Source organism: Stenotrophomonas sp. 99219_Sma (assembly GCF_056480785.1).
In genome coordinates, this window is the sequence record NZ_CM151117.1 from 3,850,069 (window position 1) to 3,873,355 (window position 23,287).

Genomic DNA, 23,287 nt, shown 5'->3' on the forward strand with positions numbered 1-23,287 from the left:
ACGGGTGGGAGGGGAAACGAATGCTACCGCATGCCGCCGCCGCGCTTGCCGGGCGTGGCCCAGTGAGCGCAGCGGCCGGTTTTACGCTGCACCGCACAATCTGTTGACAGGACGATGACAGCTTGCCCGACCCAGACTGCGGCCGCGCACCGTCCGGTGCCCACGATTGCCGCGCGCCTGGCGCGCACCTGGGAGGGTTTGTGGAATTCACGTTTGCCTGGCGGCGCCCTGCCGCCATGATGGCGCTGGCTGCCCTGTCGGCGCCGGCCTTTGCCGCCGAAGACGACCGTCCGGTCACGGCCTCGCTCGGAGGCCGCCTGCACCTGGACTTCGCCACCTTCGACAACGACAACCGCGGTACGCCGAACAAGGACGACACCGAGATCCGTCGCGCCTGGCTGGACGTGTCCGGCAAGTTCTTCGTGGTCGACTACAAGCTGGAAGCCGATTTCTCCGGCGACCGCGTCGAGGCCAAGGACGTGTACCTGGCACGCAGCCTCGGCAAGGCCGGCAAGCTGACCGTGGGCCAGTTCAAGCAGTACTTCTCGCTGGATGACCGCACCAGCTCCAACTACGGCAGCTTCCTGGAGCGCGGCAACGCCGGCACCACGCTGGCGCCGCTGTACCGCCTGGGTGCGTCGTGGCAGGCCAACCCCGGTGACTTCACCTGGGCGGCCAGCATCTACAGCCTGGAAAGCATCGACGCCTGGCAGGTGAAGGGCCGTGCCGCCGGTGGCCGCGTCACCTGGGCGCCCTCGCCCAGCGATGGCGACGTGCTGCACCTGGGCCTGTCGCTGGCCCGTGAGGCCTACGACAACCCCGGCGCCAATGGCGTGCCTGGCCTGCGCATCCGCCCGCGCCCGGCCGGCCACCTGTCCGACGAGAGCCGCCTGACCCTGGTCGACTTCTCCGCCGGCCGCGATACCGATGTCAACAAGTGGTCGCTGGAATACGCGCAGGTGCGCGGCCCGCTGTCGTGGCAGGGCGAGTTCAGTGGCGCCACCTTCGATGACGGCGCGCAGCGCGGCGACGTAATGGCCGCCTACGGCATGCTCAGCTGGTTCGTCACCGGCGAAAGCCGCGCCTACGACCGCAAGACCGGCCGCTTCGCGCGGGTGAAGGACATCCGGCACAAGGCCGGTGCCTTCGAAGTGGCGCTGCGCTACGACCAGATGTGGGGCGCACAGCACCTCGATGGTGCACCGGACCTGCGCCGCGGCAGCACCGAAGCGTGGACGCTGGGTGGCAACTGGTACCTGCGCGACAACCTGCGCTTCATGCTCAACGTGATCGAAAGCCGCAACCGCGACCGCCTCGCCGGGATCACGGTGGACCGCACGCGTGCGGTCACCGGCCGCCTGCAGTACGACTTCTAGACCTGATATTCCGGGCATGCCGCCCGGGCCCCTTCCACTCCCCCACGTCCTGTTTTCGCAAGGAGTCCGCAGATGATGCTGAGCATCCTCGGCTTTGGCATGGTCATTACGTTCATGTACTTGATCATGAGCAAACGCCTGTCGCCGCTCGTCGCCCTGATCACCATCCCCATCCTGTTCGCGCTGATCGGCGGCTTCGGCGCCAACATCGACGAGATGATGCTGGAGGGCATCAAGAAGATCGCGCCGACCGGCGTGATGCTGATGTTCGCCATCCTCTACTTCGGGGTGATGATCGACGCCGGCCTGTTCGATCCACTGGTGCGGGTGATCCTGCGCTTCGTGAAGGGCGATCCGATGAAGATCGTGCTCGGCACCGCGGTGCTGGCGATGCTGATCTCGCTGGACGGTGATGGCTCGACCACCTACATGATCACCGTCTCGGCGATGCTGCCGTTGTACCAGCGGCTGGGCATGAACGCGCTGAACATGACCTGCGTGACCATCCTCGCCGGCGGCGTGATGAACCTGACCCCGTGGGGCGGCCCGACCGCCCGCGCGGCCACCGCGCTGCACGTGGACCCGGCCGATGTGTTCGTGCCGCTGATCCCGTCGATGGTGATCGCCTGTGCCGGCGTGCTGCTGCTGGCCTGGTACCTGGGCCTGAAGGAACGCCGTCGCCTGGGCGTGGTGACCCTGCCCAAGGGTGGCAGCTGGATGGACAACAGCGTGTCCGACGACAGCAATGCGCTGCCGACCGTGGAAGACGCCGAGGACATCAAGCGTCCGAAGCTGCTGTGGGTCAACCTGGCCCTGACCGTGGCGCTGATGACGGCGCTGATCATCGGCGTGCTGCCGATGCCGGTGCTGTTCATGGTCGGCTTCGCCATCGCCCTGGTGATCAACTACCCGAACCTGGCCGAACAGCGCCGCCGCGTGGTCAACCACGCCGGCAACGTGCTGTCGGTGGTGTCGCTGATCTTCGCCGCAGGCATCTTCACCGGCATCCTCAACAACACTGGCATGGTCGAAGCGATGTCGCACAGCTTCCTGGCGGTGATCCCGGAATCGTGGGGCCCGTACCTGGCGGTGATCACGGCGGTGGCGTCGATGCCGTTCACCTTCTTCATGTCCAACGACGCGTTCTACTTCGGCGTGCTGCCGATCCTGTCCGAAGCCGCCGGCAACTACGGCATCACCCCGGTGGAAATGGCGCGCGCCTCGCTGGCCGGTCAGCCGGTGCACCTGCTCAGCCCGCTGGTGCCGTCCACCTACCTGCTGGTGGGCCTGGCCAAGGTCGAGTTCGCCGACCACCAGAAGTTCACCCTGAAGTGGGCCATCGCCATCTCGATGCTGCTGATGGTCGGCAGCCTGCTGTTCGGCCTGTACCCGCTCGCGGCCTGACCCCTTATCAAGGAGCCTTCTGCAATGACGCTTCGAATCGCTTACGTCACCAGCGGCATGGGCAGTGTCGGTACTGCCATCTGCCAGAGCCTGGCCCGCAGCGGCCACACCGTGGTCGCCGGTTGCGCGCCGAACTCACCGCGCAAGGCCAACTGGCTGCGCGAGCAGCGCGAACAGGGCTTCGACTTCATCGCCTCCGAAGGCAACGCGACCGACTGGGCCTCGACCAGCGCGGCGTTTGCCAAGGTCCGCGCCGAAGTCGGTGAAGTGGACGTGCTGGTCAACAACTCCGGTGGCAGTCGCGACCTGCTGTTCCGGCAGATGACGGTGGAGGACTGGAACGCGGTGATCGCCTCCAACCTCAATGCGCTGTTCAACCTCACCAAGCAGGTGGTCGACGGTATGGCCACGCGGGGCTGGGGCCGCATCATCAACATCGGTTCGGTCAGCGCCCACAAGGGCCAGATCGGCCAGGTGAACTACGCCACCGCCAAGGCCGCGATGCACGGCTTCAGCCGAGCCCTGGCCGCCGAAGTGGCCTCACGCGGGGTCACCGTCAACACGCTGTCGCCGGGCTACATCGCCAGCCAGGCGATCAGCAGCTTCCCGCCGGACGTGCTGGACCGGCTGGCCGCCTCGGTGCCGGTGCGACGCCTGGGCCGTCCGGAAGAAGTGGCCGGCCTGTGCGCATGGCTGGCCTCGGACGAAGCCTCGTACGTGACCGGCGCCGATTATCCGGTCAACGGTGGCCTGTACATGGGTTGAGCCCGTCTCCACGCAGCGCGTGGACCGCCTCCCCCACGGAGTGCGCGGGGCCGGTGAACCTTCGTTCGCGAGGGGGATCCGGCCCCTTTTTGTTTCTGCATTTCTGAGACGCACTTCCCGATGCATCGGCAGAACCGGTGCTATACCTGCCAGCGCTTGCCGTGCCCAATGGACGAACGGCTGACATCGCGGATCAAGGAGGTTGGCATGCGTGCAATGCTGATTGCGCTTGTTGCGGTCGCCACCACGCCACTGGCGGCAACCCCACCCGCTGCCACTGCAGAAGAGGCGGACGCAACCTGGCGGCTCGTGGAGCGCTGGTCCTTGCAGCTGGCACGCTCTGACCTTGTCGCGCAGCTGTCCCCCCTGGCTCCGGCCGGCCCGCGTTCGGAAGCAGGAAGGGGCCGGGGCGACAGCGCCACCATCGATCTGGCGCCATTCGTGGTCGCCGGAAGGATCAAGGGGCCTTCTGGCCAGATCCACACCGACGCGTCGGGGCGAATCATCAAAGGCATTACGCTGTCGCTGGGCGGCGCCTGCATCTCGCGAAAGCAGATGGGTCGTCGCTACCCCGACTTCAACGTCCTTTCCGTCCCGTCAGGGCATAGTCTGGACGAGTCGACGGTGTTCGGCACGGTACTGAACGGCATCCAGATCGGGTTCTCATTCTCCGAACATGATCGTGACTGCATGGACCAGCTCAAATTCAGGTGGCCCGGTGAGCGCTTCTGATTCTCTCCGGCATACTACCATGACGAACAGGTTGCAGGACGCACACCACTGCCCTGCACCCTTCGTTGGTTTTTCGTAAAGAAGGTTTCATGTTCCGTTCGCATAGTGGCCATGCACCGCGCATCCGTGCCGGTGACCACCCCCAATGCAACGGACCACCATGCAGACCCGACACCTGACGATCGCCGTGGCGATCGCGCTCTCCGCCGCCGCCAGCGCCCATGCCGCCTCCGCCGCCGATACCGGCGCCAGCACCGATGCCGCGCTGAGCGCGCAGACGCTGGATACCGTCTCCGTGATCGGCCAGGGCGAGACCCGCCAGGTGCAGCGCATCACCACCGTGGACAAGCAGGTGCTTCCGCCGGGCACGAGCGGCCAGAAGATCCTCGACCGCCTGCCAGGCGTGTCGGTGCAGTCCAACGATGCCTTCGGTGCCAACGAAGAGTCGCAGACCATCAGCCTGCGCGGCTTCGACAAGAGCCGCCTCGGCTACACGCTGGACGGCATCCCGCTGGGTGACAACAGCTACGGCAACTACAACGGCCTGAGCATCGCCCGCGCACTGATCGCCGAGAACCTGGCCGGCGCCGAGCTGTCGCAGGGCATCGGTTCGCTGGGCGTGGCCTCGACCAGCAACCTGGGCGGCACCATCCAGTACTTCTCGATGGACCCCTCCACCGAGTTCGGCGGTCGCGCCAGCGTCACCGTTGGCGACAACAGCCAGCGCCGTGGCTACCTGCGCGTGGATACCGGCGACATCAACGGCTTCTCGGCCTATGTGTCCGGCGTGCACCAGGACCAGGACATGTGGGCCGCGCCGTACCAGAACCAGACCACCCGCCAGTTCAACGCAAAGGCGGTGTGGAACGTCGGCGACCATCGTTTCGGTGCATTCGTCGCGACATCGCGTGCCAGCCAGGCCAACTACGCCTATCTGTCCAAGGACATGCTGGCGCGCGGCCTGGGCTATGACTGGAACATCTACGCGCCGGACTGGGATCGCGCCGTCGCCGCCGCATACTGCGCACCGGGCACGCTGGACCGCAGCAAGTGCAAGTTCAGCGGTGGCGTCAACAGCATCGACGATGCGTACTACCAGAGCCGTGCACTGCGTGACGACAACCTGTACTCGATCGATGCCGACCTGCGTCTGGGCGAGCAGGGCCGCCTGAAGCTGCTGGCCTACCACCACGACAACCGTGGCCAGGGCCACTGGTGGGCACCGGGCCAGCCGTCCTACCCCGGCACCGACAAGATGCTGCCGATCTCGATCCGCAGCACCAACTACACGATCAACCGCGATGGCCTGACCGCCGCGCTGTCGTGGACGGTGGGCATCCACGAACTGGAAGCCGGCCTGTGGTACGAGCAGAACGACCATAACGTCTCGCGCAACTTCTACTACATCAGCGGTCCGTTCCTGGACGACCTGTACTTGAAGAACCCGGACCGCCTGCTGTTCAACCAGGACTTCGACATCCGCACGCGCCAGTTCTACGTACAGGACCGCATGCGCTTCCTCGACCAGCGCCTGACCTTGGACGTCGGCATCAAGAGCCCGAACACCCGCATGCGCGCCACCGCCAACCCGGGTGTGGAAACCAGCATCGCCTCGGGCACGCTGACTGCCAAGGAATCGGTGCTGCCGCAGCTGGGCCTGGGCTTCAAGCTCAACGCCAACAACGAGCTGTTCGCCTCGTATGCCGAAAACATCGCTGCCTTCGTCGGCGGTGGCAGCGGCGGCCCGCTGCAGGTGTCGCCGGAATCGTTCGCGGCCAGCGTCGGCCTGGAGCCCGAGAAGTCGAAGAGCCTGGAAGCCGGTTTCCGTACTTTCGGTGAGAAGTACCAGGCGTCGATCGCTGCCTACAACGTGAAGTTCGACAACCGCCTGCTGTCGCTGAACCCGTGCTCGAGCATCGAAGTCGGCACGCGTCCGGAGTGCGTGACCCGCTTCATCAACGTCGGTTCGGTGAAGAGCCACGGCGCGGAGCTGACCTTCATCCTCAAGCCGATCGACGGCCTGCAGTGGTACAACGCGCTGTCCTGGAACAAGACCACCTACGAGGACGACTACCTGTCCGGCGGCGCGGTGGTACCGGTAGCCGGCAAGATCACCGTGGATACGCCGCAGCGCATGGCGTCCAGTGAGATCAGCTGGAACCGCGATGGCTTCTTCGCCAGCCTGCGTGCCAAGTACACCGGCAAACGTTACTACACCTACACCAACGACCAGTCGGTGCCAGGCGTGACCACCTTCGACGCCGGTGCGGGCTACGATTTCGGCCCGGGCCTGGGCCTGCGCAATGTGCGGGTGTCGTTGAACGCGACCAATCTGACCAACAAGCGCTATGCGGGCCAGCTGAGTTCGTTCGCACCGACCGATCCGGAGGGCAAGCGCTATGCGATCCATGCGAGCGCGCCGCGGCAGCTGTTCATGACGGTGGCGGCGGAGTTCTAAATCGAAAGCGGGCGCTGCGGCGCATCGAGTGTTCCTGCATGGCGCGGAGGCAATGAAAAGCAAAAGCAAAGAGCCGGGCATTGCCCGGCTCTTTGCTTTTCAAGCGCAATCCCTTCGGCGCGGTGATGTGCTGCCGCCCGCGCGGGAAACCGTCTGGCGGCGGTGGGGCACCCTGGCCAGGACCGTGAGGCGCATGGATGCGCCGATCGAGCCCCCATGGATGGGTTTACGGCGTGTCCTGGCCAGGGTGCCCCACCGCCGCCCAGCGATATCAATCGAGGCGCCAGCGCATCATCCCGCCAACGCATTTCATTCCGGCGCCAGCTGGTCCATCCGTATCCGGTTGGCGAACAGCGAGAACGCCAGCATCCCGGCCAGGCCATTCGCCCGGCTCACCCAGTGCGGCAGCCAACGCGGCGGCTTCAGCACCCCCGCATCGAACAACGGCGCGAACGCGATCGCATCGGTCAGGCTCATCTTGCCGGCAAACAACCAGCGGCAGACCTGCAGGCGGTCCTCGGCCAGCATGTGGCGGAAGAAGGTGTGCACCGACACCAGGCCGCGCAGGTACACCGTGTCCTTGGTGAAGGCCAGGCCGCCACTGGGCGGCACGCCACGGAACACGCGCTGCGCCGAAGCGAAACTCTCTTCCGCGTTCTGCCCGGCGTCGCAGAAATAGCGGAACACTTCGATGAAATCAGCACCTTCGCGGGCCATCGCAATCGCTTCGGTACGCAGGCTGATGCGCTTGAGGCGCTCGATGTCGATGCTGCCGGTGATCTGCTCGGCGAAGGTGGCCAGCCCTTCCTGGGTTGCCGTCACCCGCGGCGAGGACAGTGCCAGGCTCGGCAGCACCGGCTGCTCGCGGCCGTTCAGGGCGGTCAGCGAATGCACCAGCGCTTCATGGTGGAACAGCTGCGCGCGGTCGTAGGCACTGAAGCGCGCACTGGTGCGCAGGCGGATGCGGGTCGGGCCGGCGGCGGCCTTGGACACCAGCTCCGGGTCGAGCTGTACCTGGATGATGCGCGATTCGAAGAACGCGTCCAGATCGTTCTGCAGTTGCAGTTGCAGCGCGATGGCCGAGACCGGCACCTGTTCTTCCGGCGCCAGCAGTTCGTGGTCCAGTTCGGCGGCGATCTGGATGAAGTGGCGTGCAGCCTCACGCGTGCTGGGGCCATTGCCCGGCAGCGGCTGCTCGGGGGCGCCGAACAGCTGCACAGAACAGGTATCGACTGCAGCGGTGCCCAGTCCTTCCAGCAGCTGCGCAGCCAGGTCCCAGCTCTGCGCTGACTGCCGCACGTAGTGACCCAGTGGATGGCTGTCGTCGCAGTCGGCGGCGATCGCGGCCAGCGCGCGACGTTCTTCGCTGAAGTCCAGCTTCGGGTAGTCCACCTTCGGCAGTACCGGCTGGCCACGCGCCACGCTTTCCAGGAACGGTGCCTGCACCGTGGCTGGCCAGCTGGTCAGGCCCAGCAGGCGGATGCCTCCCACGGCCTCGACCAGGCGCGCATCGAGCGCTGCATGGTGGGCCACGTCACGGTCCAGCGTCGCAGTCGGTTCCATGCGCGGACTATAGCGCCCTGCCCGCACGTTGGTAGGTGCAATGGATCGGGTAGCTGCCAACCTTGGTTGGCATCCGCCGAAGGCGGACTTCGGATACATCCGTGCCAACCAAGGTTGGCACCTACCAGGAGCGGGCAGTTGGCACCCACCCGAAGCAGGCAGACGCAGGTTCATTGCAGGGGGCAGAGCCCATTGCGGTGCAATGGGATCCGACCCCGCGATACCGATCAACGCCTGCGCGGCTTGCCTGCCGGGCGGAACTGCTGGCCCTTGCCCTTCTTGCCACCGCGTTCCTGCGCGGTCTCGGCCTGGCGTACTGCCAGCTTGGCGGCAGCGGCGGCCACTTCTTCCTTCAGCTTGAAGTAGTTCAGCAGCCGGCTCTCTTCGATCTCGCCGGCCTCGATCGCTGCACGCACGGCACAGCCCGGCTCCTGCTGGTGCTTGCAGTCGTTGAAACGGCACTGTGCGGCCAGCGCTTCGATGTCCGCGAACCCACCCTCGGACAGGGTCTCTTCGCCGGTCGGCTTCAGCTCGCGCATCCCGGGGGTGTCGATCAGGCAGGCGCCGGTCGGCAGCGGCATCAGCGCGCGGTGCGTGGTGGTGTGGCGTCCACGCGAATCGTTGGCGCGCACTGCGTTGGTCTTCATCCGCTGCTCGCCGAGCAGGGTGTTGGTCAGCGTGGACTTGCCGGCACCGGAGGAACCGACCAGCACCACCGTGCGGCCCGGGCCCAGCCACGGCTGCAGCACCGCCACGCTGTCGGCATCCAGGCCGTTGATCGCATGCAGCGCGATGCCCTGCATCTCCAGCTCTTCCAGCACCGCCAGTGCGTCTTCGCTGTACTCGGTCTGGTCGGCCTTGGTCAGCACCACGACCGGCTCGGCACCGCCACCGCCGACCAGCAGCAGGTAGCGCTCGATGCGGCGCGGGTTGAAGTCGGCATCCAGGCCACAGACGATGAACACCGTATCGATGTTGGCCGCGATCACCTGCTGGTGGTAATGCTCGCCGGCCGCACCGCGCTTGATCGCGGTACGCCGTGGCAGCAGGGCGACGATGCGGATGCCATCGAGCAGCACCCAGTCACCCACCGCTGGCCGTTCATGGCTGGGGAAGCGCGGGCGCTGCCATTCCGGCAGGGACTCGGCCTTGATCGACGCATCCGGGCCATCGGCCACCACGTAGTGGGTGCGGTGCTGTTCGATCACCCGTGCCGGGCGGGCCTGCGGATGTGCGGCCATCGCGGCCTGCCAGTCGGCCTGCTGCGCCGGGCCCGGCCAGGGCCAGCCAATGGTCTGCAGGGCGATGAAATCGGGGGTCTGGGTCATCGCCGCCATTCTACCTGTGCCGGCGCCCTGCCAGCCCAGCAATAACGGGCCCGGAGCCCTTGCCATGCATTGCAGCAATTCCGGTAGGATGGAAGCCCCATGCCTTTTGACGGCCCAGCTCCCATGTCCACCAACTCGCCCAAGCCCCTGGCCATCCGCGAGCGCCTTTCCGAAGTGCGCTACGAAATCCGCGGAGAACTGGCGCGGCGAGCCCGGGAGCTGGAGGCGCAGGGCCGCAAGCTGATCAAGCTCAACATCGGCAATCCCGGCGCCTTCGGTTTCCGCGCGCCGGAGCACCTTCAGCGTGCGATCGCCGACGACATGGGCCGCACCGACCCCTACACGCACCAGCAGGGCCTGCCGGTCGCGCGTGAAGCCATCGCCAGCTACTACGCCCGCCGTGGCGCGCCCGATGCGCACCCGGACCGCGTCTTCCTCGGCAATGGCGTCAGCGAACTGATCGACCTGTCGCTGCGTGCGCTGCTCAATCCCGGCGACGAAGTGCTGGTGCCCTCGCCCGACTACCCGCTGTGGTCGGCCTCGACCATCCTCAACGATGGCCGCCCGGTGTACTACCGCTGCGCACCGGAGAACGGCTTCCAGCCGGACCCGAGCGAGATCGAGACGCTGGTGTCCTCGCGCACCCGCGCCATCGTGCTGATCAACCCGAACAACCCCAGCGGCGCCAGCTACCCACGCGAACTGCTGGAGCGCGTGGTGGAGATCGCGCGCCGCCACAACCTGCTGTTGCTGGTTGATGAGATCTACGACCAGATCCTGTACGACGACGCGGTGTTCCAGCCGGTCGCACTGCTGGCCGGTGATCATCCGTGCCTGACCTTCAGCGGCCTGAGCAAGGTGCACCGCGCCTGCGGCTGGCGCGTGGGCTGGGCCCACCTCAGCGGCGACGATGCCCGCCTGGGTGACTTCCGCGCGGCGCTGGACCTGCTCGGTGCGCTGCGCCTGTGCGCCAACGTGCCGGGCCAGTACGCCATCGAGGCCGCGGTGAACGGCCCGGACACCATTTCCGAGCTGTGCACGCCGGGCGGCCGCCTGTACGAAACCCGCCGTGCGGTGATCGAAGCCTGCGAAGCCAGCGAACACCTGTCGCTGGTCGCGCCGGCCGGTGCGCTGTACGCGTTCCCGGCCGTGGTCGGCGCTGCGGCGAAGGGCTTCGACGACCACAACTTCGCGCTGGACCTGATGAACAACGAGGGCGTGCTGGTGGTGCCGGGCTCGAGCTTCAACGTGCCCTACCGCCACCATTTCCGCGTGACCCTGATGCCGGAAGCCTCGGTGATGCGCGATGTATTCGCGCGCATTGACCGTGCCCTGGCCCGCCGTGCCGAGGACGCGACCAAGGTCGTGCCGCTGAAGCCGCGCCGTTCGGTGGCCTGACCTGTGACCCTGTCCTACCTGGCGCTGGGCGATTCGTACACCATCGGTGAAGCGGTTGCAGTCGAAGGCCGCTGGCCGCACCAGTTGGCTGCCGCGCTGCGTGCACAGGGCACTGAGCTGTCCGATCCGCAGACCATTGCGACTACCGGCTGGACCACCGACGAACTCGATGCGGGCATCGATGCGGCCGCGCCGCAGGGGCCGTTCGATTTCGTCAGCCTGCTGATCGGCGTCAACAACCAGTACCGCGGGCGTCCGCTGGACGAATACCGCAGCCAGTTCCAGGCGCTGCTGCAGCGGGCCATCGGTTTCGCTGGCGGTGATGCCGGCCGCGTGCTGGTGCTGTCCTTCCCCGATTGGGGTGCGACCCCGTTCGGCGCCGGCAGTGGCCGCGACCTGGCCGCGATCGAGATCGAGACCGACGAATTCAATGCGGCTGCCGAGGTGATCAGCACCCAGCAGGGCGTGGCCTTCGTCGACATCACCGATATCAGCCGCGCGCAGGGCGAAGACCCGACGATGATTGCCGAGGACGGCCTGCATCCTTCAGCGCGGATGTATGCGCTGTGGAGCGCGCGCGCTCTGCCGGTGGCCGCGCATCTGCTTGGCGGCACGGACTGAGGCGATGGACGGCACGCCACGGAACGGCCCGCCCCTGCCCTGCACGCCCCTGACCGCCCCGCAGGCCCGCTTGATCGCAGAAGCATTCCGGCCAGCGCAGGCCTGGGGCAGCCGCCGCGACTACTACTACACCCGCGGCAAGCTCGGCAGCGATCCGCTGTACGACGGCGTGCTGCAGCATCTGCCTGACGATGGGCAGCCTGTGCTGGACTTGGGCTGCGGGCTGGGCCTGTTCGCCCATGTGCTGCGCCAGCGCGGCGGTACCCAGCATTACCTGGGCGTGGACGTGGATGCCGGCAAGATCACCCGCGCGCAACGTGCTGCCGCCGACCTGCAGGACGTGCGCTTCGACTGCGTGGATGTGCAGACGCCGCTGCCGGCGCAGGCCGGGCACGTCCTGCTGCTGGACGTGCTTCAGTATCTGGACGCGGGCCCACAGCAGGCCCTGCTGCGCGCGGCCAGCGCACAGGTGGCCCACGGCGGCTGCCTGTTGCTGCGTACACCGCTGGCCACCGGGGATGGCCGCGACCGCACCACGCGGGTCGCCGACCGGCTGGCCTGGCTGATCGGCTGGATGGGCACACGACCGCGCCACTATCCCGATCCGCAGGTGTTGCAGGCGACATTGATCGAGGCCGGATTGCAGGTGACGTCGCCCCGGCCGCTGCACGGGCGTACCCCGTTCAACAGCTGGCTGCTGGTGGCGCACCGCATCCGGTAGCGCGGGGCCATGCCCGGCGGATTCCATCCATGCCGCTGCGCTCGCCGGGCGTGGCCCGGCGCTACCGGTTATCCGGCCGGCAGCTGCGCCTTCAGCCCGCGCTCGTGCAGCGCCTGCAGCACGCGCTCGATGATCACCAGGTTATGCCCATGGGCGGCACCTTCGTGCAGCAGCACGATCGCGCCCGGGCGCAGATCCGGCAGCAACCGTGCCAGCACGCCGTCCGGCGTGCAGCCGACGCCGTCGTAGCCGCGCGCGCTCCAGCCTACCCGGACCAGCCCCAACCGCTGCAGCACCGGCGCCACGAACGGATTGGTCATGCCCACCACCGAGCGGTACCAGCGCACCGGCTGGCCGCTTACCGCCTGCAGGGCATGCTGGCAGCCCTCGATCTCGGCGCGCATCGCCACCGGGCCCAGCCGCCAGAAGCGCGCCTGCGGATGGCTGTGGCTGTGATTGCCCAGGTCATGGCCACGGCGCAGGATCTCCTGCACCAGTTCCGGCTGTGCCAGCGCACGTTCCCCCACCAGGAAGAAGGTGGCGCGTGCCTGGTGGCGGTCCAGCAGGTCGAGCACGGCGCGGGTTTCCGGGCCAGGACCGTCATCGATCGTCAGCCATACCGTGTTGCCGGCCTCCGGCAGTCGGCTCAGCACCGGCGCATAGAAGCGGCTGTTGGGCAGGAACACCGGCACCATGAACAATGCGTGGCTGGCCACCATCAGCGGCAGACCCCACTGCCAGCCGTCCAGGGCCCAGACCAGGATCACGACCAGCTGCGACGCCACCAGCCAGGGCAGCCAGCGCCAGGGGCGGGCCGGGATGCGATGCAATGTTCCTGCGTTGCTCATCCCCCATGATGCCATGGGGGTTAGAATTGATGATTCGAATTCCCGGAAACCCGACGTCCATGTCCCTCGATCCCGCCCTGCGTTCGCGCATCGAATCCATCCTCAACGCCAACCGCGTCGTGCTGTTCATGAAGGGCCAGCCGTCGATGCCGCAGTGCGGTTTCTCGGCCAAGGCCGTGGGCGCCCTGCAGGACCTCGGCGTCGAGTTCGCCCACGTCAACGTGCTGGCCGACCAGGAAATCCGTGAAGGCATCAAGGCCTACGGCGACTGGCCGACCATCCCGCAGCTGTACATCGACGGCGAACTGGTCGGCGGCAGCGACATCGTGCTGCAGATGGCCGCCAGCGGCGAGCTGAGCAGCGTGCTGGGCCTGGCTGCGCCGGACCGTACCCCGCCGAGCATCACCGTCACTCCTGCCGCCGTGGAAATGCTCAAGGGCGCGCTGGCCGATGCTCCGGGCGCTGCCCTGCAGCTGTCCATCGACGCCGGTTTCCAGCCGAACTTCCAGCTGGCCCCGCACGACGAAGGCGCGATTGCCGCCGAGTCCAACGGCCTGCGCGTGCAGTTCGACCTGGCCAGCGCGCGTCGCGCCAACGGCATCACCATCGACTGGGTGGACGACATCCGCGGCAAGGGCCTGGCGATCGACAACCCGAATGCGCCCAAGCCGGTACAGGAAATCAGCGTGCGCGACGCCGACGACCTGGTGCGTGCCGGCAACATCACCCTGGTGGACGTGCGCCCGGCCGACGAGCGCGCCATCGCAGCCGTCGGCGTACCGTTCAAGAGCTTCGACGGCAACGGCCGCGCCGCGCTGGAAGCCCTGCCGAAGGACACCGCACTGGCCTTCATGTGCCACCACGGTGGCCGCAGCGCGCAGGCCGCCGAGCAGTTCCGCGCCCTGGGCTTCACCAAGGTGTTCAACGTCACCGGCGGCATCAACGCCTGGTCGGAAGACGTCGACAACGGCGTGCCGAAGTACTGATCGGCACTGAAAAAGGGGACGGAGGGAATTAAGTCGTTTGTGGCAAAAACGACTTAATTCCCTCCGTCCCCTTTTTCTTAGCCGGCGAACCCGCCTTCGGCCAGGTAATCCAGTTCTTCCGGCGTGGGGATGCGGCCCAGCACGGCGTTGCGATGCGGGAAGCGCCCGAAACGGCGGATGATGTCGCGGTGCAGTTCGGCGTACTGCAGGTATTCCTTGTCACCCAGCACGTCGAACATCGCCACCGAGCGGTCCTGGTCCAGCGGATCCTCGGAGTGCTCGAACGGCAGGTAGATGAAGGCGCGCAGCTTCGGCACCAGCTGCAGGTCCAGGCCCTCCTCGATGGCACGCATGGCGTAATGCCGGGCCAGGCCATCGGTGGCGTAGGAATGGGCAGTGCCCCTGAAGCAGTTGCGCGGGAACTGGTCCAGCAGCAGCATCAGGGCCAGCGCCCCTTCGGCACTGCCCAGCCAATGCTCGCGCCCGCGCGAAGCGGCGGCGAAATGCTCATCCAGAAACAACTGGCGGAACTGCGCGTCGAACGCGTCGTCGCGGGCGAACCACTTCGCAGGGCCCGCCTCCTTCCAGAATTCCACCACTTGCGCGGCAACGTCCATTACCTACTCCCAGGCCCGGACGCCCCGCGCCCGGCCTTCATCATCATTCGTCGAAGCGCAGGTGGCGGACCGACTTGCCGTTGCGCCGGATAAGCTTAAGCGCCTCGATGCCGATCTGGATATGGTTTTCCACGAACTGGGAGCTGACCTTGGCATCGGAGGCCTCGGTCTTGACCCCGTCCGGGATCATCGGCTGGTCCGAAACCAGCAGCAGCGCGCCGCTGGGGATGTGGTTGGCGAAGCCGGCGGCGAACACCGTGGCCGTTTCCATGTCGATGGCCATGCAGCGCATCGCCCGCAGCCGCTCCTTGAAGGCCTCGTCGTGCTCCCAGACCCGGCGGTTGGTGGTGTAGACGGTGCCGGTCCAGTAATCGTGGCCGAGGTCGCGGATCATGGTCGAAACCGCACGCTGCAGCGCGAAGGCCGGCAGCGCCGGTACTTCCGGCGGCAGGTAGTCGCCCGAGGTACCCTCGCCGCGGATCGCCGCGATCGGCAGCACCAGGTCGCCCAGCTGGTTCTTGCGCTTGAGACCACCGCACTTGCCCAGGAACAGCACCGCCTTGGGCATCACCGCCGACAGCAGGTCCATGATGATCGCGGCATTGGGACTGCCCATGCCGAAGTTGATCATGGTGATGCCATCGATGGTGGCACTGGCCATCGGCCGGTCCAGGCCGATGACCGGCGCGCCGGTCAGCTCGGAGAACGTATGCAGGTAGCCGCCGAAGTTGGTCAGCAGAATGTGCTGGCCGAACTGGTCCAGCGGTACGCCGGTATAGCGCGGCAGCCAGTTGTCGACGATTTCCTGCTTGCTCTTCATGGGCAGTCCGGTACGGCGGGGGACCGGGTATTTTCAGCCACCCGGCCGGTGCCGTCGAGCCACCGTCGACAGGCCTGTGAAGAAGGTCACTTGGCAAGCCCGCCGCCTCCGGGCTAGCGTCGACGGTTGGACCAGCTGCAAGGGGAACTGCATGGCATCGACGTTGTTGCGCGCCGGGGTAGCCCTGGCACTGCTTTCATTGAGCACGGCTCCGGCGGTGGGCGCCTCGCGCTTCGTCGCCGATCCCTACCCCAGCACCTACCAGGCGCATCCCGATGCGCCGGTGCTGATCCAGAACGCCACCGTGCTGACCGGCACCGGCCAGCGCCTGGACAATGCCGACGTGCTGCTGCGCGAGGGCCGCATCGTCGCCGTTGGCCGCCAGCTGCAGGCCGATGCCGGTGTCACCCGCATCGATGCGCAGGGCAAGTGGGTCACCCCTGGCCTGATCGACGTGCACTCGCACCTGGGCGTGTACCCCAGCCCCGGCGTCGGCGCGCACAGCGACGGCAACGAGATGACCGCACCGGTCACCGCCAACGTCTGGGCCGAGCACTCGGTGTGGCCGCAGGACCCGGGCTTCGCCACCGCACTGGCCGGCGGTGTGACCAGCATGCAGGTGCTGCCGGGCTCGGCCAACCTGGTGGGTGGCCGCGGCGTGACCCTCAAGAACGTACCCGCGGTGACCTACCAGGCGATGAAGTTCCCCGGTGCACCCTGGGGCCTGAAAATGGCCTGCGGCGAGAACCCCAAGCGGGTCTATGGCGAAGGCAAGGGCGTGACCCCAGCCACGCGCATGGGCAACGTGGCCGGCTACCGCGCCGCCTTCATCGATGCCGCCGACTACATCGCCAAGAACAAGCCGAAGCCGGCCAAGCGCAAGGGTTGGTTCGGCAGCGACAAGGGCGACAGCGCCGGTGATGCCGGCGGCAAGCGCGATCTCAAGCTGGACACGCTGGCCGGTGCGATCGAAGGCGACATCCGCGTGCACATCCACTGCTACCGCGCCGACGAGATGGCCACCATGCTCGATCTGGCCAAGGAATTCGGCTTCAAGGTAGCCGCCTTCCACCACGGCGTGGAGGCCTACAAGCTGGCCGACCGGCTGGCCGCCGACGGCGTCTGCGGTGCGCTGTGGGCCGACTGGTGGGGCTTCAAGATGGAAGCCTTCGACGGCATCCCGGAGAACATCGCGCTGGTCGACCGGCCGAAGAACAGCTGCGCCATCGTCCACTCCGACTCACCCGAAGGCATCCAGCGCCTGAACCAGGAAGCGGCCAAGGTGATGGCGTCCGCGCGCCGCGCGCGCATGCCGGAGATCACGCCCGAACACGCCATCACCTGGATGACCGCCAACGCCGCCAAGGCGCTGGGCATTGAAGGCCAGACCGGCACCCTGGAGGCCGGCAAGATGGCCGATGTGGTGGTCTGGAACGGCAATCCCTTCAGCTCGTACGCGCTGGCCGAGCAGGTCTTCATTGATGGCCGCAGGTTGTACGACCGCAGTGCACCGGCAGCGACGCCGCGTTCCGATTTCCAGCTTGGCCAGGAGGTGCGCTGATGGGCGTGTTGAACAAGCGTCGCCGGGCATGGCCCGGCGCTACCTTGGTTGCGCTGTTGTTGATGACAACCGCAGCCTCGGCGCAGGACCTGCTGGTGCGCAACGCGACCGTGCATACGGCCAGCACGCGTGGCAGCCTGCAGAACGCCGATGTGCTGGTGCAGGGCGGCATCATCCGCGCGGTGGGCAACGGCCTGTCGGCGCCGGCCGGCGCCAGCGTGGTCGAGGCCAATGGCCGTCCCCTGACACCGGCACTGTTCGGTGGCATCACCGAGACCGGTATCGAAGAAGTTTCCGGTGAATCGAGCACGGTGGACAGTTCGCTGAAGCTCGGTGAGCAGCCACTGCGGCCGGAATTCGACGTCACCCTCGCCTACAACCCGGCCTCAGTGCTGATTCCGGTCACGCGCCTGGAAGGCATCGGCTTCACCGCGCTGGGCGCTGCCACCGGCGGTGGTTTCGTGGCCGGCCAGGGCGGCGTGATGCGGCTCGATGGCAGCACCGATCCGATCGGCCCGCGTGCCCTGTTCCTGCGCATCGGCGCGGCAGCCTCCGAACTGACCGGGCATTCGCGCGCCGCGCAATGGATGCTGTTGCAGCAGATGATCGACGAAGCACGCGGACAGGTGGCTGCGGACTCGCCGCACGCGCTGCTGACGCCAGCCGGACGCCGCACGCTCAGTCGCTACCTGGCCGGCCAGGGCCGCATCGTGGTGGAGGTGGATCGCGCCGCCGATATCCGCCAGCTGCTGCGCTGGGCCACCCGCGAAAAGGTGAAGATCGCCATCGCCGGTGCCAGCGAAGCCTGGCAGGTCGCGCCGGAGCTGGCCGCCGCACAGGTGCCGGTGTTCGTTGACGTGCTGGCCAACCTGCCGGCCAGCTTCGACCAGATCGGCGCCACCCTGGAAAACGCCGCGCGCCTGCAGCGTGCCGGCGTGCCGGTGTCGTTCGTGCAGCGCGGCGACGCCACCCACAACGCGCGCAAGATGCGCCAGCTGGCCGGCAACGCGGTGGCCAACGGCCTGCCGTGGATCGATGGCCTGGCTGGGCTGACCCGGGTGCCTGCACAGGCGTTCGGGGTGGCCGACCAGATCGGCAGCATCGAACCCGGCAAGCGCGCCGACCTGGTGCTGTGGGAGGGCGATCCGCTGGACGTGGCGCACTATGCCGAGCAGGTCTGGCTGGGCGGCCGTGCGATGCCGATGCGCTCACGCCAGACCGAACTGCGTGACCGCTACCTGCAGCGCAACGCGCAGCCCTGACCGCACACGAGGACACACCGATGGCGACACTGCGCTGGTACTTCGACCTCATCTCGCCCTACTCCTACCTGCACTGGCAGAAGCTGAAGCAGCTGCCGCAGTTCGCGCAGATCCAGATCGTGCCAATTGCCTTCGGTGCGGTGCTGCATCACCTGGGCAACCTAGGGCCGGCCGAGATTCCGGCCAAGCGCCGCTTCATCTACCGCCAGCTGTTGTGGACCGCGCAGGCCGAGGGCACACCGCTGCGATTCCCGCCCGGCCATCCGTTCAACCCGCTGCCCGCCCTGCGCCTGTGCCTGGCCGCCGGTGCCAGCGTGCAGGCGGTGGACGTCCTGTTCGACTGGATCTGGCGCGACGGCAACGCGGCCGACAGCCCTGACGCCCTGCGCGAACCGGCCGCACAGCTGGGTATTGACGATGTCGCCAGCGCCATCGCCGACCCGGCGGTGAAGGAGCAGCTGCGCCGTAACACCGAGGCCGCAATTGGTGCCGGGGTGTTCGGTGTGCCGACCCTGGCTATCGATGAGGAGCTGTTCTGGGGCAACGACGCGCACCCGCTGATGGCTGCCGTTCTGGCCGATCCTGACCTGCTGCGGCAGCCCGAATGGCTGCGCCTGGCCACCCTGCCGGTGGCGGTGCAGCGCAGTCGCTGAACAGGGCGTGGCGCGTTTCCCTCGCGCGCCTGGCTGGGATTTGAGATAGATTTCACGTTTCCGAACCTACAACCGCCCTGGAGGGGGAGCCGCGGATGCGCATCGGAATCGTCGTCGACTCGGCCTGCGACCTGCCGCCGGACTTCATCGCCACCCACAACATCGTGCTGCTGCCGATCACCGTACGCATCGGCGAAGCGGTGCTGGCCGATCATCGCGATGAACAGGCCACACTGAGCTTCCTGCACGCGCACGTGGCCGAACACGGTGCTGAAGCGGAAACCATCCCCTTCAGCGTCAACCAGATCCGCGACCTGTTCCTGCAGCAGCTGGTGATCGATTACGACCACGTGTTCTGCATGACCATCACCAAGACCCGCAGCCCGATCCATGACAACGCGCTGCAGGCCAGCTTCGCCATCCTCAACGACTACAAGCCGGTGCGGCAGGCAGCGGGTTACAACTCGCCGTTCGCGCTGCGCGTGCTCGACACCCAGAACCTGTTCGCCGCGCAGGCGGTGACCTGCAGTGGAAGCGGTGCGCCTGCGCGACAGCAACGCCAGCGTGCAGCAGATCCGCGAGCGGCTGGAGGAGCTGGCCAGCAACGTGCACGGCTACATGGTCACCCGCGACCTGTACTACATGCGCGCGCGTGCGCGGCACAAGGGCGACCGCAGTGTCGGCCTGCTCAGCGCCGCATTGGGCAGTGCGCTGGACATCAAGCCGGTGCTGCACGGTTACCGCGGCGAGACCGGACCGGTGGCCAAGATCAAGGGCTTCGACAACGCCGTGCAGAAGTTGTTCGCGGTAGTTGGCCAGCGCGTACGCGCCGGGCTGATGACACCGACGGTGTGCGTCAGCTACGGCGGTGAGCTGGAAGAGCTGCGCACCCTGCCCGGCTATGCACAGCTGAAAGAGGTCTGCGCCACCCATGGCGTGACCGTGTACGAATCGGTGATGAGCCTGACCGGCATGGTCAACGTCGGCAAGGGCGCAGTCACCGTGGGCTTCGCCGATGGGCCGCATCGGTTCGAGTGAGGCCCCGACGCGGCGCGGATCTGCACATCGATTCCACCGCGGTTATGCCAGTCTTCCCGCACTTCAAGGAGAACTCCATGCCTGCGCAGTACCACATCAGCCTGCCCGACCCGTCCAAGGCCCGCGGCAATGACCCTGACCTGTCCTTCCATTCGCAGGGCGCCGCCGGTTTCGCCGAAGAACTGCAGGATGCGCTGCGCAATGGCAGCCTGTTCGAGCGCTGGAAGGCCAAGCAGCCTGACCCGGACGCGGTGGAACCGCAGTGGGGCGTGACCGACCCGGATGCCACCGTGACCGGCGAGCAGAAGGACCTGCGCATCAACCTGGTGGCCACCACCCGCATCGACAGTGACGTGTTCAAGCAGCGCCTGCGCCTGCTGGCAGGCCACCATTGGGAACTGCGCGACGTGCGTTGAGGCCATGCCCTGGTAGTGCCGGCCGCTGGCCGGCAACCGCAACATCGATGGAGGTGCCGGCCAGCGGCCGGCACTACCCCGACGATTTCCTACCAGCCCCCGCCCAAGGCCGTGCTCTGGTCGACGCCAACCTTGGTTGGCGCTTCCGGGAAAATCGCCAACCAAGGTTGGCAACTACCGACGAACCGCCGGGCATGGCCCGGCGGTTCCATTTCCCTACCAACCACCGCCCAGCGCGCGGTACAGCTCCACCCGCGCGATCGCAGCCGTGGCCTGGCTGTTGGCCAGCGCAGCCTGGTTGTCCAGCGCGATGCGCTGGGTGGTCAGCACATCCAGCATGTCGACCACGCCAGCCTGGTACTGCCGGCGCGCCGCGCCCAGTGCGCTCTCGCTCTCGTCCACCGCCACATGCAGCTGCACCGTGCGCTGCTGCTCGGCGGCATAGCCATCGATGGCGTCGTCCACTTCATGCCAGGCCTGCAGCACGGTACGGCGGAACTGCAGCGCCGACTGTTGCTGCTGCAGCCTGCTCAGCGCGAGGTTGGCCTTCAGCCGCCCGCCCTGGAAGATCGGTACGCTGATGGACGGCCCGATGCTGAAGCGGTGCGCGTTCCAGCCATCCAGATCATCCAGCTGCTTGGCCTGGAACCCAGCGTCGCCATTCAAGGTGATGCGCGGCAGGAAACTGGCCTTGGCCACGCCGATGCCGGCCGTTGCCGCATGCAGTGCCGCTTCGGCACGACGGATGTCCGGGCGACGCTCGGCCAGTTCACTGGGCAGCCCCACCGCCACCGCCGGCAACGCCCGCCAGTCACGGCGTGCATCCTGCAGCTGCGCGTCCAGCGCCTGCGGCGGCTGCGCCAACAGGAACGCCAGCGCATTGCGCAGCTGCGATTCGCGATGCCGCAGCGGCGCGATGCGTGCCTGCAGCGATGCCACCTGCGCGGACGCGCTGGACACCTGCAGCGTGCTGGCCACGCCCTGTTGCTGGCGTGCCTCGGTCAGGCGCTTCATGTCGAGGGCGATGCTGAGGTTGTCCTCGGTGATCGCCAGCAGCTGCCGCGTCGCGCGCAGCTGCAGGTAATCACGCGCGGTTTCCGCCAGCAGCGCGATGCGCACCGCGTGTGCATCCTCCTCGGCCATCTGCACGCGTGCGTCGGCCGCTTCCACCTGGCGGCGCACACGCCCCCACAGGTCCAGTTCCCAGCTCAGGCCGATGCCGGCCTGGAACAGCCCGTAGTCATCACGGCCGCCGTTGCCGGACGGATCATTCAGGCCCACCTCGCTGTTGCGTGCACGCACGCCACTGGCGCTCGCGCTGACGCTGGGCAGGCGATCGGCGGCGGTGATGCCACGTGCGGCGCGGCTCTGCTGCACGCGGTTGGCGGCCAGCTGCAGGTCCAGGTTGGCCGCGAGCACCTGGCCGGCAAGCTGCCCCAGCAGTGGATCGTCGAAGCCGGCCCACCAGGCCGCGTCCTGGTCGATGGCGTTGCCGGCGACCGCCTCACCCTGCCAGTGGCTGGGCAGTTCCGCCTGCGGGCGTACGAAGTCCGGACCCATCGTGCAAGCAGCCAGGGCCGTGCACAGGCTGGCCGCAACGAAGGTGCGGAACAGGGTGACTGCGCTCATGCACCCTCCCCGCTCTTGTGGCCCGGACTGTGCTGCACGCTCTGCGCGCGGGCGCGGCTGCCCAGGTCAACACTGGCTTCCACCGACATGCCGGCACGCAGCTGGTCCAGCAGTGGCTGGCCGGGTTCCAGCACGATCTTGACGGGAATGCGCTGCACCACCTTGGTGAAGTTGCCGGTGGCGTTTTCCGGTGCGACGGCGGCGAAGGTGACGCCGGTGGCCGGTGCGATGCTGTCGATGTGCCCGCGCAGCGGCTTGCCCGGGAACACGTCCACCTTCAGCTCGACCTGTTGGCCGGCCTGCATGCGGGTCATCTGCGTTTCCTGGAAGTTGGCGACCACGAAGGCGCGCTTCAGCGGTACCACCGCAGCCACCGGCGTACCCGGGGTCAGGTAGGCGCCCACGCGTACCGCACGGCGGCCGACCATGCCGTCGATCGGCGCGCGCAGCACGGTGTGCGACAGGTCCAGTTCGGCACGCGCCTGCGCCGCTTCTGCACGCTGTACCGCCGCCTGTGCGGCCTGCACGCCAGCGCTGAGGATGTCGGTGCGCTGGCGTGCGGTCGACAGCGCGGCCTGGCCCTGCTGCAGGTGCGCACTGGCCACGGCCTGCTTCGACTGCGCCTGCTGCGCGTTCTGCACGGTGCCGGCGCCATCACGGGCCAGTTCGCGGTAACGCTGCTGGTCGGCGCTGGCCAGGGTCAGTTCGGAGCGGCTGACATCGACACTGGCCCTGGCCTGTTCAATCAGCGAGTCCTGCTGGGCCAGTGCGGCCTGCGCGTTGGCCAGCTGTGCACGGGCGTTGGCGAGGTCGGCACGGGCCGCCTGCAGGGCCACCTGGTAGTCGCGGTCGTCGATGCGGGCAAGCACGTCGCCCGCCTTCACCGACTGGTTGTCCTCTACTTCCACGGCACTGACGAAGCCGGGAATCTTCGGCGCGACCAGCGTGTAGTCGGCAACGACATAGGCATTGTTGGTGGTCTGGTGACCGCCGTCGCGCAGCAGCAGCCAGGCACCGATGGCCAGGGCCAGCACGCCCAGGCCCAGGCCGGTATTGAGAGTGGTTCGATTGATCGTCATGAGGGGGTTCCT

20 protein-coding genes and 1 pseudogene are annotated in these 23,287 nt (G+C 67.4%); 14 read left to right on the plus strand and 7 right to left on the minus strand.

What is annotated here, in order from left to right; genetic code table 11:
- Positions 1 to 236: 236 nt before the first annotated feature.
- The 5 genes from ACZK13_RS17540 to ACZK13_RS17560 all read left to right on the plus strand — a co-directional run bounded on the left by ACZK13_RS17540 (position 237) and on the right by ACZK13_RS17560 (position 6,735).
- Positions 237 to 1,376, plus strand: coding sequence for an OprO/OprP family phosphate-selective porin (locus tag ACZK13_RS17540; RefSeq protein ID WP_253143950.1), 1,140 nt, complete (start codon positions 237 to 239; stop codon positions 1,374 to 1,376).
- Positions 1,377 to 1,451: 75 nt separating this feature from the next.
- Positions 1,452 to 2,780: a CitMHS family transporter gene (locus ACZK13_RS17545; protein WP_125895106.1), complete on the plus strand. Its 1,329-nt coding sequence runs from the start codon at positions 1,452 to 1,454 to the stop codon at positions 2,778 to 2,780.
- Between the two features lie 24 nt (positions 2,781 to 2,804).
- Positions 2,805 to 3,545 (plus strand): acetoacetyl-CoA reductase, encoded by a 741-nt coding sequence (gene phbB / locus ACZK13_RS17550; RefSeq protein WP_005419193.1) that lies wholly within the window; start codon positions 2,805 to 2,807, stop codon positions 3,543 to 3,545.
- A 207-nt stretch (positions 3,546 to 3,752) separates the two neighbouring features.
- Positions 3,753 to 4,277 carry a hypothetical protein gene (locus tag ACZK13_RS17555; protein ID WP_125895072.1) on the plus strand — a complete coding sequence of 175 codons (525 nt, stop codon included), beginning with the start codon at positions 3,753 to 3,755 and terminating at the stop codon, positions 4,275 to 4,277.
- 160 nt (positions 4,278 to 4,437) lie between these two features.
- A complete protein-coding gene (locus tag ACZK13_RS17560; protein ID WP_253143924.1) occupies positions 4,438 to 6,735 on the plus strand; it encodes a TonB-dependent receptor in 2,298 nt (765 codons plus the stop codon).
- A 309-nt stretch (positions 6,736 to 7,044) separates the two neighbouring features.
- Here ACZK13_RS17560 and ACZK13_RS17565 read toward each other — a convergent pair whose 3' ends face one another.
- Together ACZK13_RS17565 and rsgA are read right to left on the minus strand one after the other, a co-directional pair.
- Positions 7,045 to 8,298, minus strand: coding sequence for a flavohemoglobin expression-modulating QEGLA motif protein (locus tag ACZK13_RS17565; RefSeq protein ID WP_182266677.1), 1,254 nt, complete (start codon positions 8,296 to 8,298; stop codon positions 7,045 to 7,047).
- Between the two features lie 227 nt (positions 8,299 to 8,525).
- A complete protein-coding gene (rsgA, locus tag ACZK13_RS17570; protein WP_032129866.1) occupies positions 8,526 to 9,635 on the minus strand; it encodes a ribosome small subunit-dependent GTPase A in 1,110 nt (369 codons plus the stop codon).
- 114 nt (positions 9,636 to 9,749) lie between these two features.
- On the opposite strand from rsgA, the gene ACZK13_RS17575 reads away from it, so the two are divergent.
- Genes ACZK13_RS17575 through ACZK13_RS17585 form a run of 3 tightly spaced genes read left to right on the plus strand, consistent with a single transcriptional unit; the run spans position 9,750 to position 12,366 of the window.
- A complete protein-coding gene (locus tag ACZK13_RS17575; RefSeq protein ID WP_253143922.1) occupies positions 9,750 to 11,024 on the plus strand; it encodes a pyridoxal phosphate-dependent aminotransferase in 1,275 nt (424 codons plus the stop codon).
- 3 nt (positions 11,025 to 11,027) lie between these two features.
- Positions 11,028 to 11,645: an SGNH/GDSL hydrolase family protein gene (locus ACZK13_RS17580; protein ID WP_071229632.1), complete on the plus strand. Its 618-nt coding sequence runs from the start codon at positions 11,028 to 11,030 to the stop codon at positions 11,643 to 11,645.
- A 4-nt stretch (positions 11,646 to 11,649) separates the two neighbouring features.
- The gene (locus tag ACZK13_RS17585) at positions 11,650 to 12,366 is read left to right on the plus strand and encodes a class I SAM-dependent methyltransferase (RefSeq protein ID WP_253143921.1); all 717 of its coding nucleotides are present in this window, start codon (positions 11,650 to 11,652) and stop codon (positions 12,364 to 12,366) included.
- 68 nt (positions 12,367 to 12,434) lie between these two features.
- Here the strand turns inward: ACZK13_RS17585 and ACZK13_RS17590 are convergent, their stop codons facing one another.
- Positions 12,435 to 13,214 carry a polysaccharide deacetylase family protein gene (locus ACZK13_RS17590; protein ID WP_253143919.1) on the minus strand — a complete coding sequence of 260 codons (780 nt, stop codon included), beginning with the start codon at positions 13,212 to 13,214 and terminating at the stop codon, positions 12,435 to 12,437.
- Positions 13,215 to 13,273: 59 nt separating this feature from the next.
- On the opposite strand from ACZK13_RS17590, the gene grxD reads away from it, so the two are divergent.
- Positions 13,274 to 14,200, plus strand: a complete 927-nt coding sequence (gene grxD / locus ACZK13_RS17595) for a Grx4 family monothiol glutaredoxin (protein WP_049421809.1) — start codon at positions 13,274 to 13,276, stop codon at positions 14,198 to 14,200.
- Between the two features lie 77 nt (positions 14,201 to 14,277).
- Here grxD and ACZK13_RS17600 read toward each other — a convergent pair whose 3' ends face one another.
- Both ACZK13_RS17600 and ACZK13_RS17605 read right to left on the minus strand, forming a co-directional pair.
- Positions 14,278 to 14,817 (minus strand): DUF924 family protein, encoded by a 540-nt coding sequence (locus tag ACZK13_RS17600; protein WP_006384394.1) that lies wholly within the window; start codon positions 14,815 to 14,817, stop codon positions 14,278 to 14,280.
- 43 nt (positions 14,818 to 14,860) lie between these two features.
- A complete protein-coding gene (locus tag ACZK13_RS17605) occupies positions 14,861 to 15,637 on the minus strand; it encodes an AMP nucleosidase (protein WP_005414446.1) in 777 nt (258 codons plus the stop codon).
- Between the two features lie 151 nt (positions 15,638 to 15,788).
- Between ACZK13_RS17605 and ACZK13_RS17610 the strand changes: the two genes are divergently transcribed.
- From ACZK13_RS17610 to ACZK13_RS17630, 5 genes and pseudogenes are all read left to right on the plus strand, one after another.
- Positions 15,789 to 17,198: an amidohydrolase gene (locus ACZK13_RS17610; protein ID WP_049462465.1), complete on the plus strand. Its 1,410-nt coding sequence runs from the start codon at positions 15,789 to 15,791 to the stop codon at positions 17,196 to 17,198.
- The gene (locus ACZK13_RS17615; protein WP_253143916.1) at positions 17,198 to 18,460 is read left to right on the plus strand and encodes an amidohydrolase family protein; all 1,263 of its coding nucleotides are present in this window, start codon (positions 17,198 to 17,200) and stop codon (positions 18,458 to 18,460) included. The genes ACZK13_RS17610 and ACZK13_RS17615 overlap by 1 nt, the downstream gene beginning before the upstream one ends.
- Positions 18,461 to 18,480: 20 nt before the next feature.
- Positions 18,481 to 19,113 (plus strand): 2-hydroxychromene-2-carboxylate isomerase, encoded by a 633-nt coding sequence (locus ACZK13_RS17620; RefSeq protein ID WP_253143914.1) that lies wholly within the window; start codon positions 18,481 to 18,483, stop codon positions 19,111 to 19,113.
- Between the two features lie 95 nt (positions 19,114 to 19,208).
- A pseudogene (locus ACZK13_RS17625) lies at positions 19,209 to 20,151 on the plus strand (DegV family protein).
- Between the two features lie 77 nt (positions 20,152 to 20,228).
- A complete protein-coding gene (locus ACZK13_RS17630) occupies positions 20,229 to 20,567 on the plus strand; it encodes a hypothetical protein (RefSeq protein WP_032129876.1) in 339 nt (112 codons plus the stop codon).
- A 216-nt stretch (positions 20,568 to 20,783) separates the two neighbouring features.
- Here the strand turns inward: ACZK13_RS17630 and ACZK13_RS17635 are convergent, their stop codons facing one another.
- Positions 20,784 to 22,196, minus strand: coding sequence for an efflux transporter outer membrane subunit (locus tag ACZK13_RS17635; protein ID WP_478482008.1), 1,413 nt, complete (start codon positions 22,194 to 22,196; stop codon positions 20,784 to 20,786).
- Positions 22,193 to 23,275: an HlyD family secretion protein gene (locus ACZK13_RS17640; protein WP_006384446.1), complete on the minus strand. Its 1,083-nt coding sequence runs from the start codon at positions 23,273 to 23,275 to the stop codon at positions 22,193 to 22,195. The genes ACZK13_RS17635 and ACZK13_RS17640 overlap by 4 nt, the downstream gene beginning before the upstream one ends.
- Positions 23,276 to 23,287 lie beyond the last annotated feature (12 nt).

Bases quoted from the DNA above. Each gene is read 5' to 3' on its own strand.
- ACZK13_RS17540 (WP_253143950.1), top strand. From the start codon at position 237: ATGATGGCGCTGGCTGCCCTGTCGGCGCCGGCCTTTGCCGCCGAAGAC.
- ACZK13_RS17545 (WP_125895106.1), top strand. From the start codon at position 1,452: ATGCTGAGCATCCTCGGCTTTGGCATGGTCATTACGTTCATGTACTTG.
- phbB (WP_005419193.1), top strand. From the start codon at position 2,805: ATGACGCTTCGAATCGCTTACGTCACCAGCGGCATGGGCAGTGTCGGT.
- ACZK13_RS17555 (WP_125895072.1), top strand. From the start codon at position 3,753: ATGCGTGCAATGCTGATTGCGCTTGTTGCGGTCGCCACCACGCCACTG.
- ACZK13_RS17560 (WP_253143924.1), top strand. From the start codon at position 4,438: ATGCAGACCCGACACCTGACGATCGCCGTGGCGATCGCGCTCTCCGCC.
- ACZK13_RS17565 (WP_182266677.1), bottom strand. From the start codon at position 8,298: ATGGAACCGACTGCGACGCTGGACCGTGACGTGGCCCACCATGCAGCG.
- rsgA (WP_032129866.1), bottom strand. From the start codon at position 9,635: ATGGCGGCGATGACCCAGACCCCCGATTTCATCGCCCTGCAGACCATT.
- ACZK13_RS17575 (WP_253143922.1), top strand. From the start codon at position 9,750: ATGTCCACCAACTCGCCCAAGCCCCTGGCCATCCGCGAGCGCCTTTCC.
- ACZK13_RS17585 (WP_253143921.1), top strand. From the start codon at position 11,650: ATGGACGGCACGCCACGGAACGGCCCGCCCCTGCCCTGCACGCCCCTG.
- ACZK13_RS17590 (WP_253143919.1), bottom strand. From the start codon at position 13,214: ATGAGCAACGCAGGAACATTGCATCGCATCCCGGCCCGCCCCTGGCGC.
- grxD (WP_049421809.1), top strand. From the start codon at position 13,274: ATGTCCCTCGATCCCGCCCTGCGTTCGCGCATCGAATCCATCCTCAAC.
- ACZK13_RS17600 (WP_006384394.1), bottom strand. From the start codon at position 14,817: ATGGACGTTGCCGCGCAAGTGGTGGAATTCTGGAAGGAGGCGGGCCCT.
- ACZK13_RS17605 (WP_005414446.1), bottom strand. From the start codon at position 15,637: ATGAAGAGCAAGCAGGAAATCGTCGACAACTGGCTGCCGCGCTATACC.
- ACZK13_RS17610 (WP_049462465.1), top strand. From the start codon at position 15,789: ATGGCATCGACGTTGTTGCGCGCCGGGGTAGCCCTGGCACTGCTTTCA.
- ACZK13_RS17615 (WP_253143916.1), top strand. From the start codon at position 17,198: ATGGGCGTGTTGAACAAGCGTCGCCGGGCATGGCCCGGCGCTACCTTG.
- ACZK13_RS17620 (WP_253143914.1), top strand. From the start codon at position 18,481: ATGGCGACACTGCGCTGGTACTTCGACCTCATCTCGCCCTACTCCTAC.
- ACZK13_RS17630 (WP_032129876.1), top strand. From the start codon at position 20,229: ATGCCTGCGCAGTACCACATCAGCCTGCCCGACCCGTCCAAGGCCCGC.
- ACZK13_RS17635 (WP_478482008.1), bottom strand. From the start codon at position 22,196: ATGAGCGCAGTCACCCTGTTCCGCACCTTCGTTGCGGCCAGCCTGTGC.
- ACZK13_RS17640 (WP_006384446.1), bottom strand. From the start codon at position 23,275: ATGACGATCAATCGAACCACTCTCAATACCGGCCTGGGCCTGGGCGTG.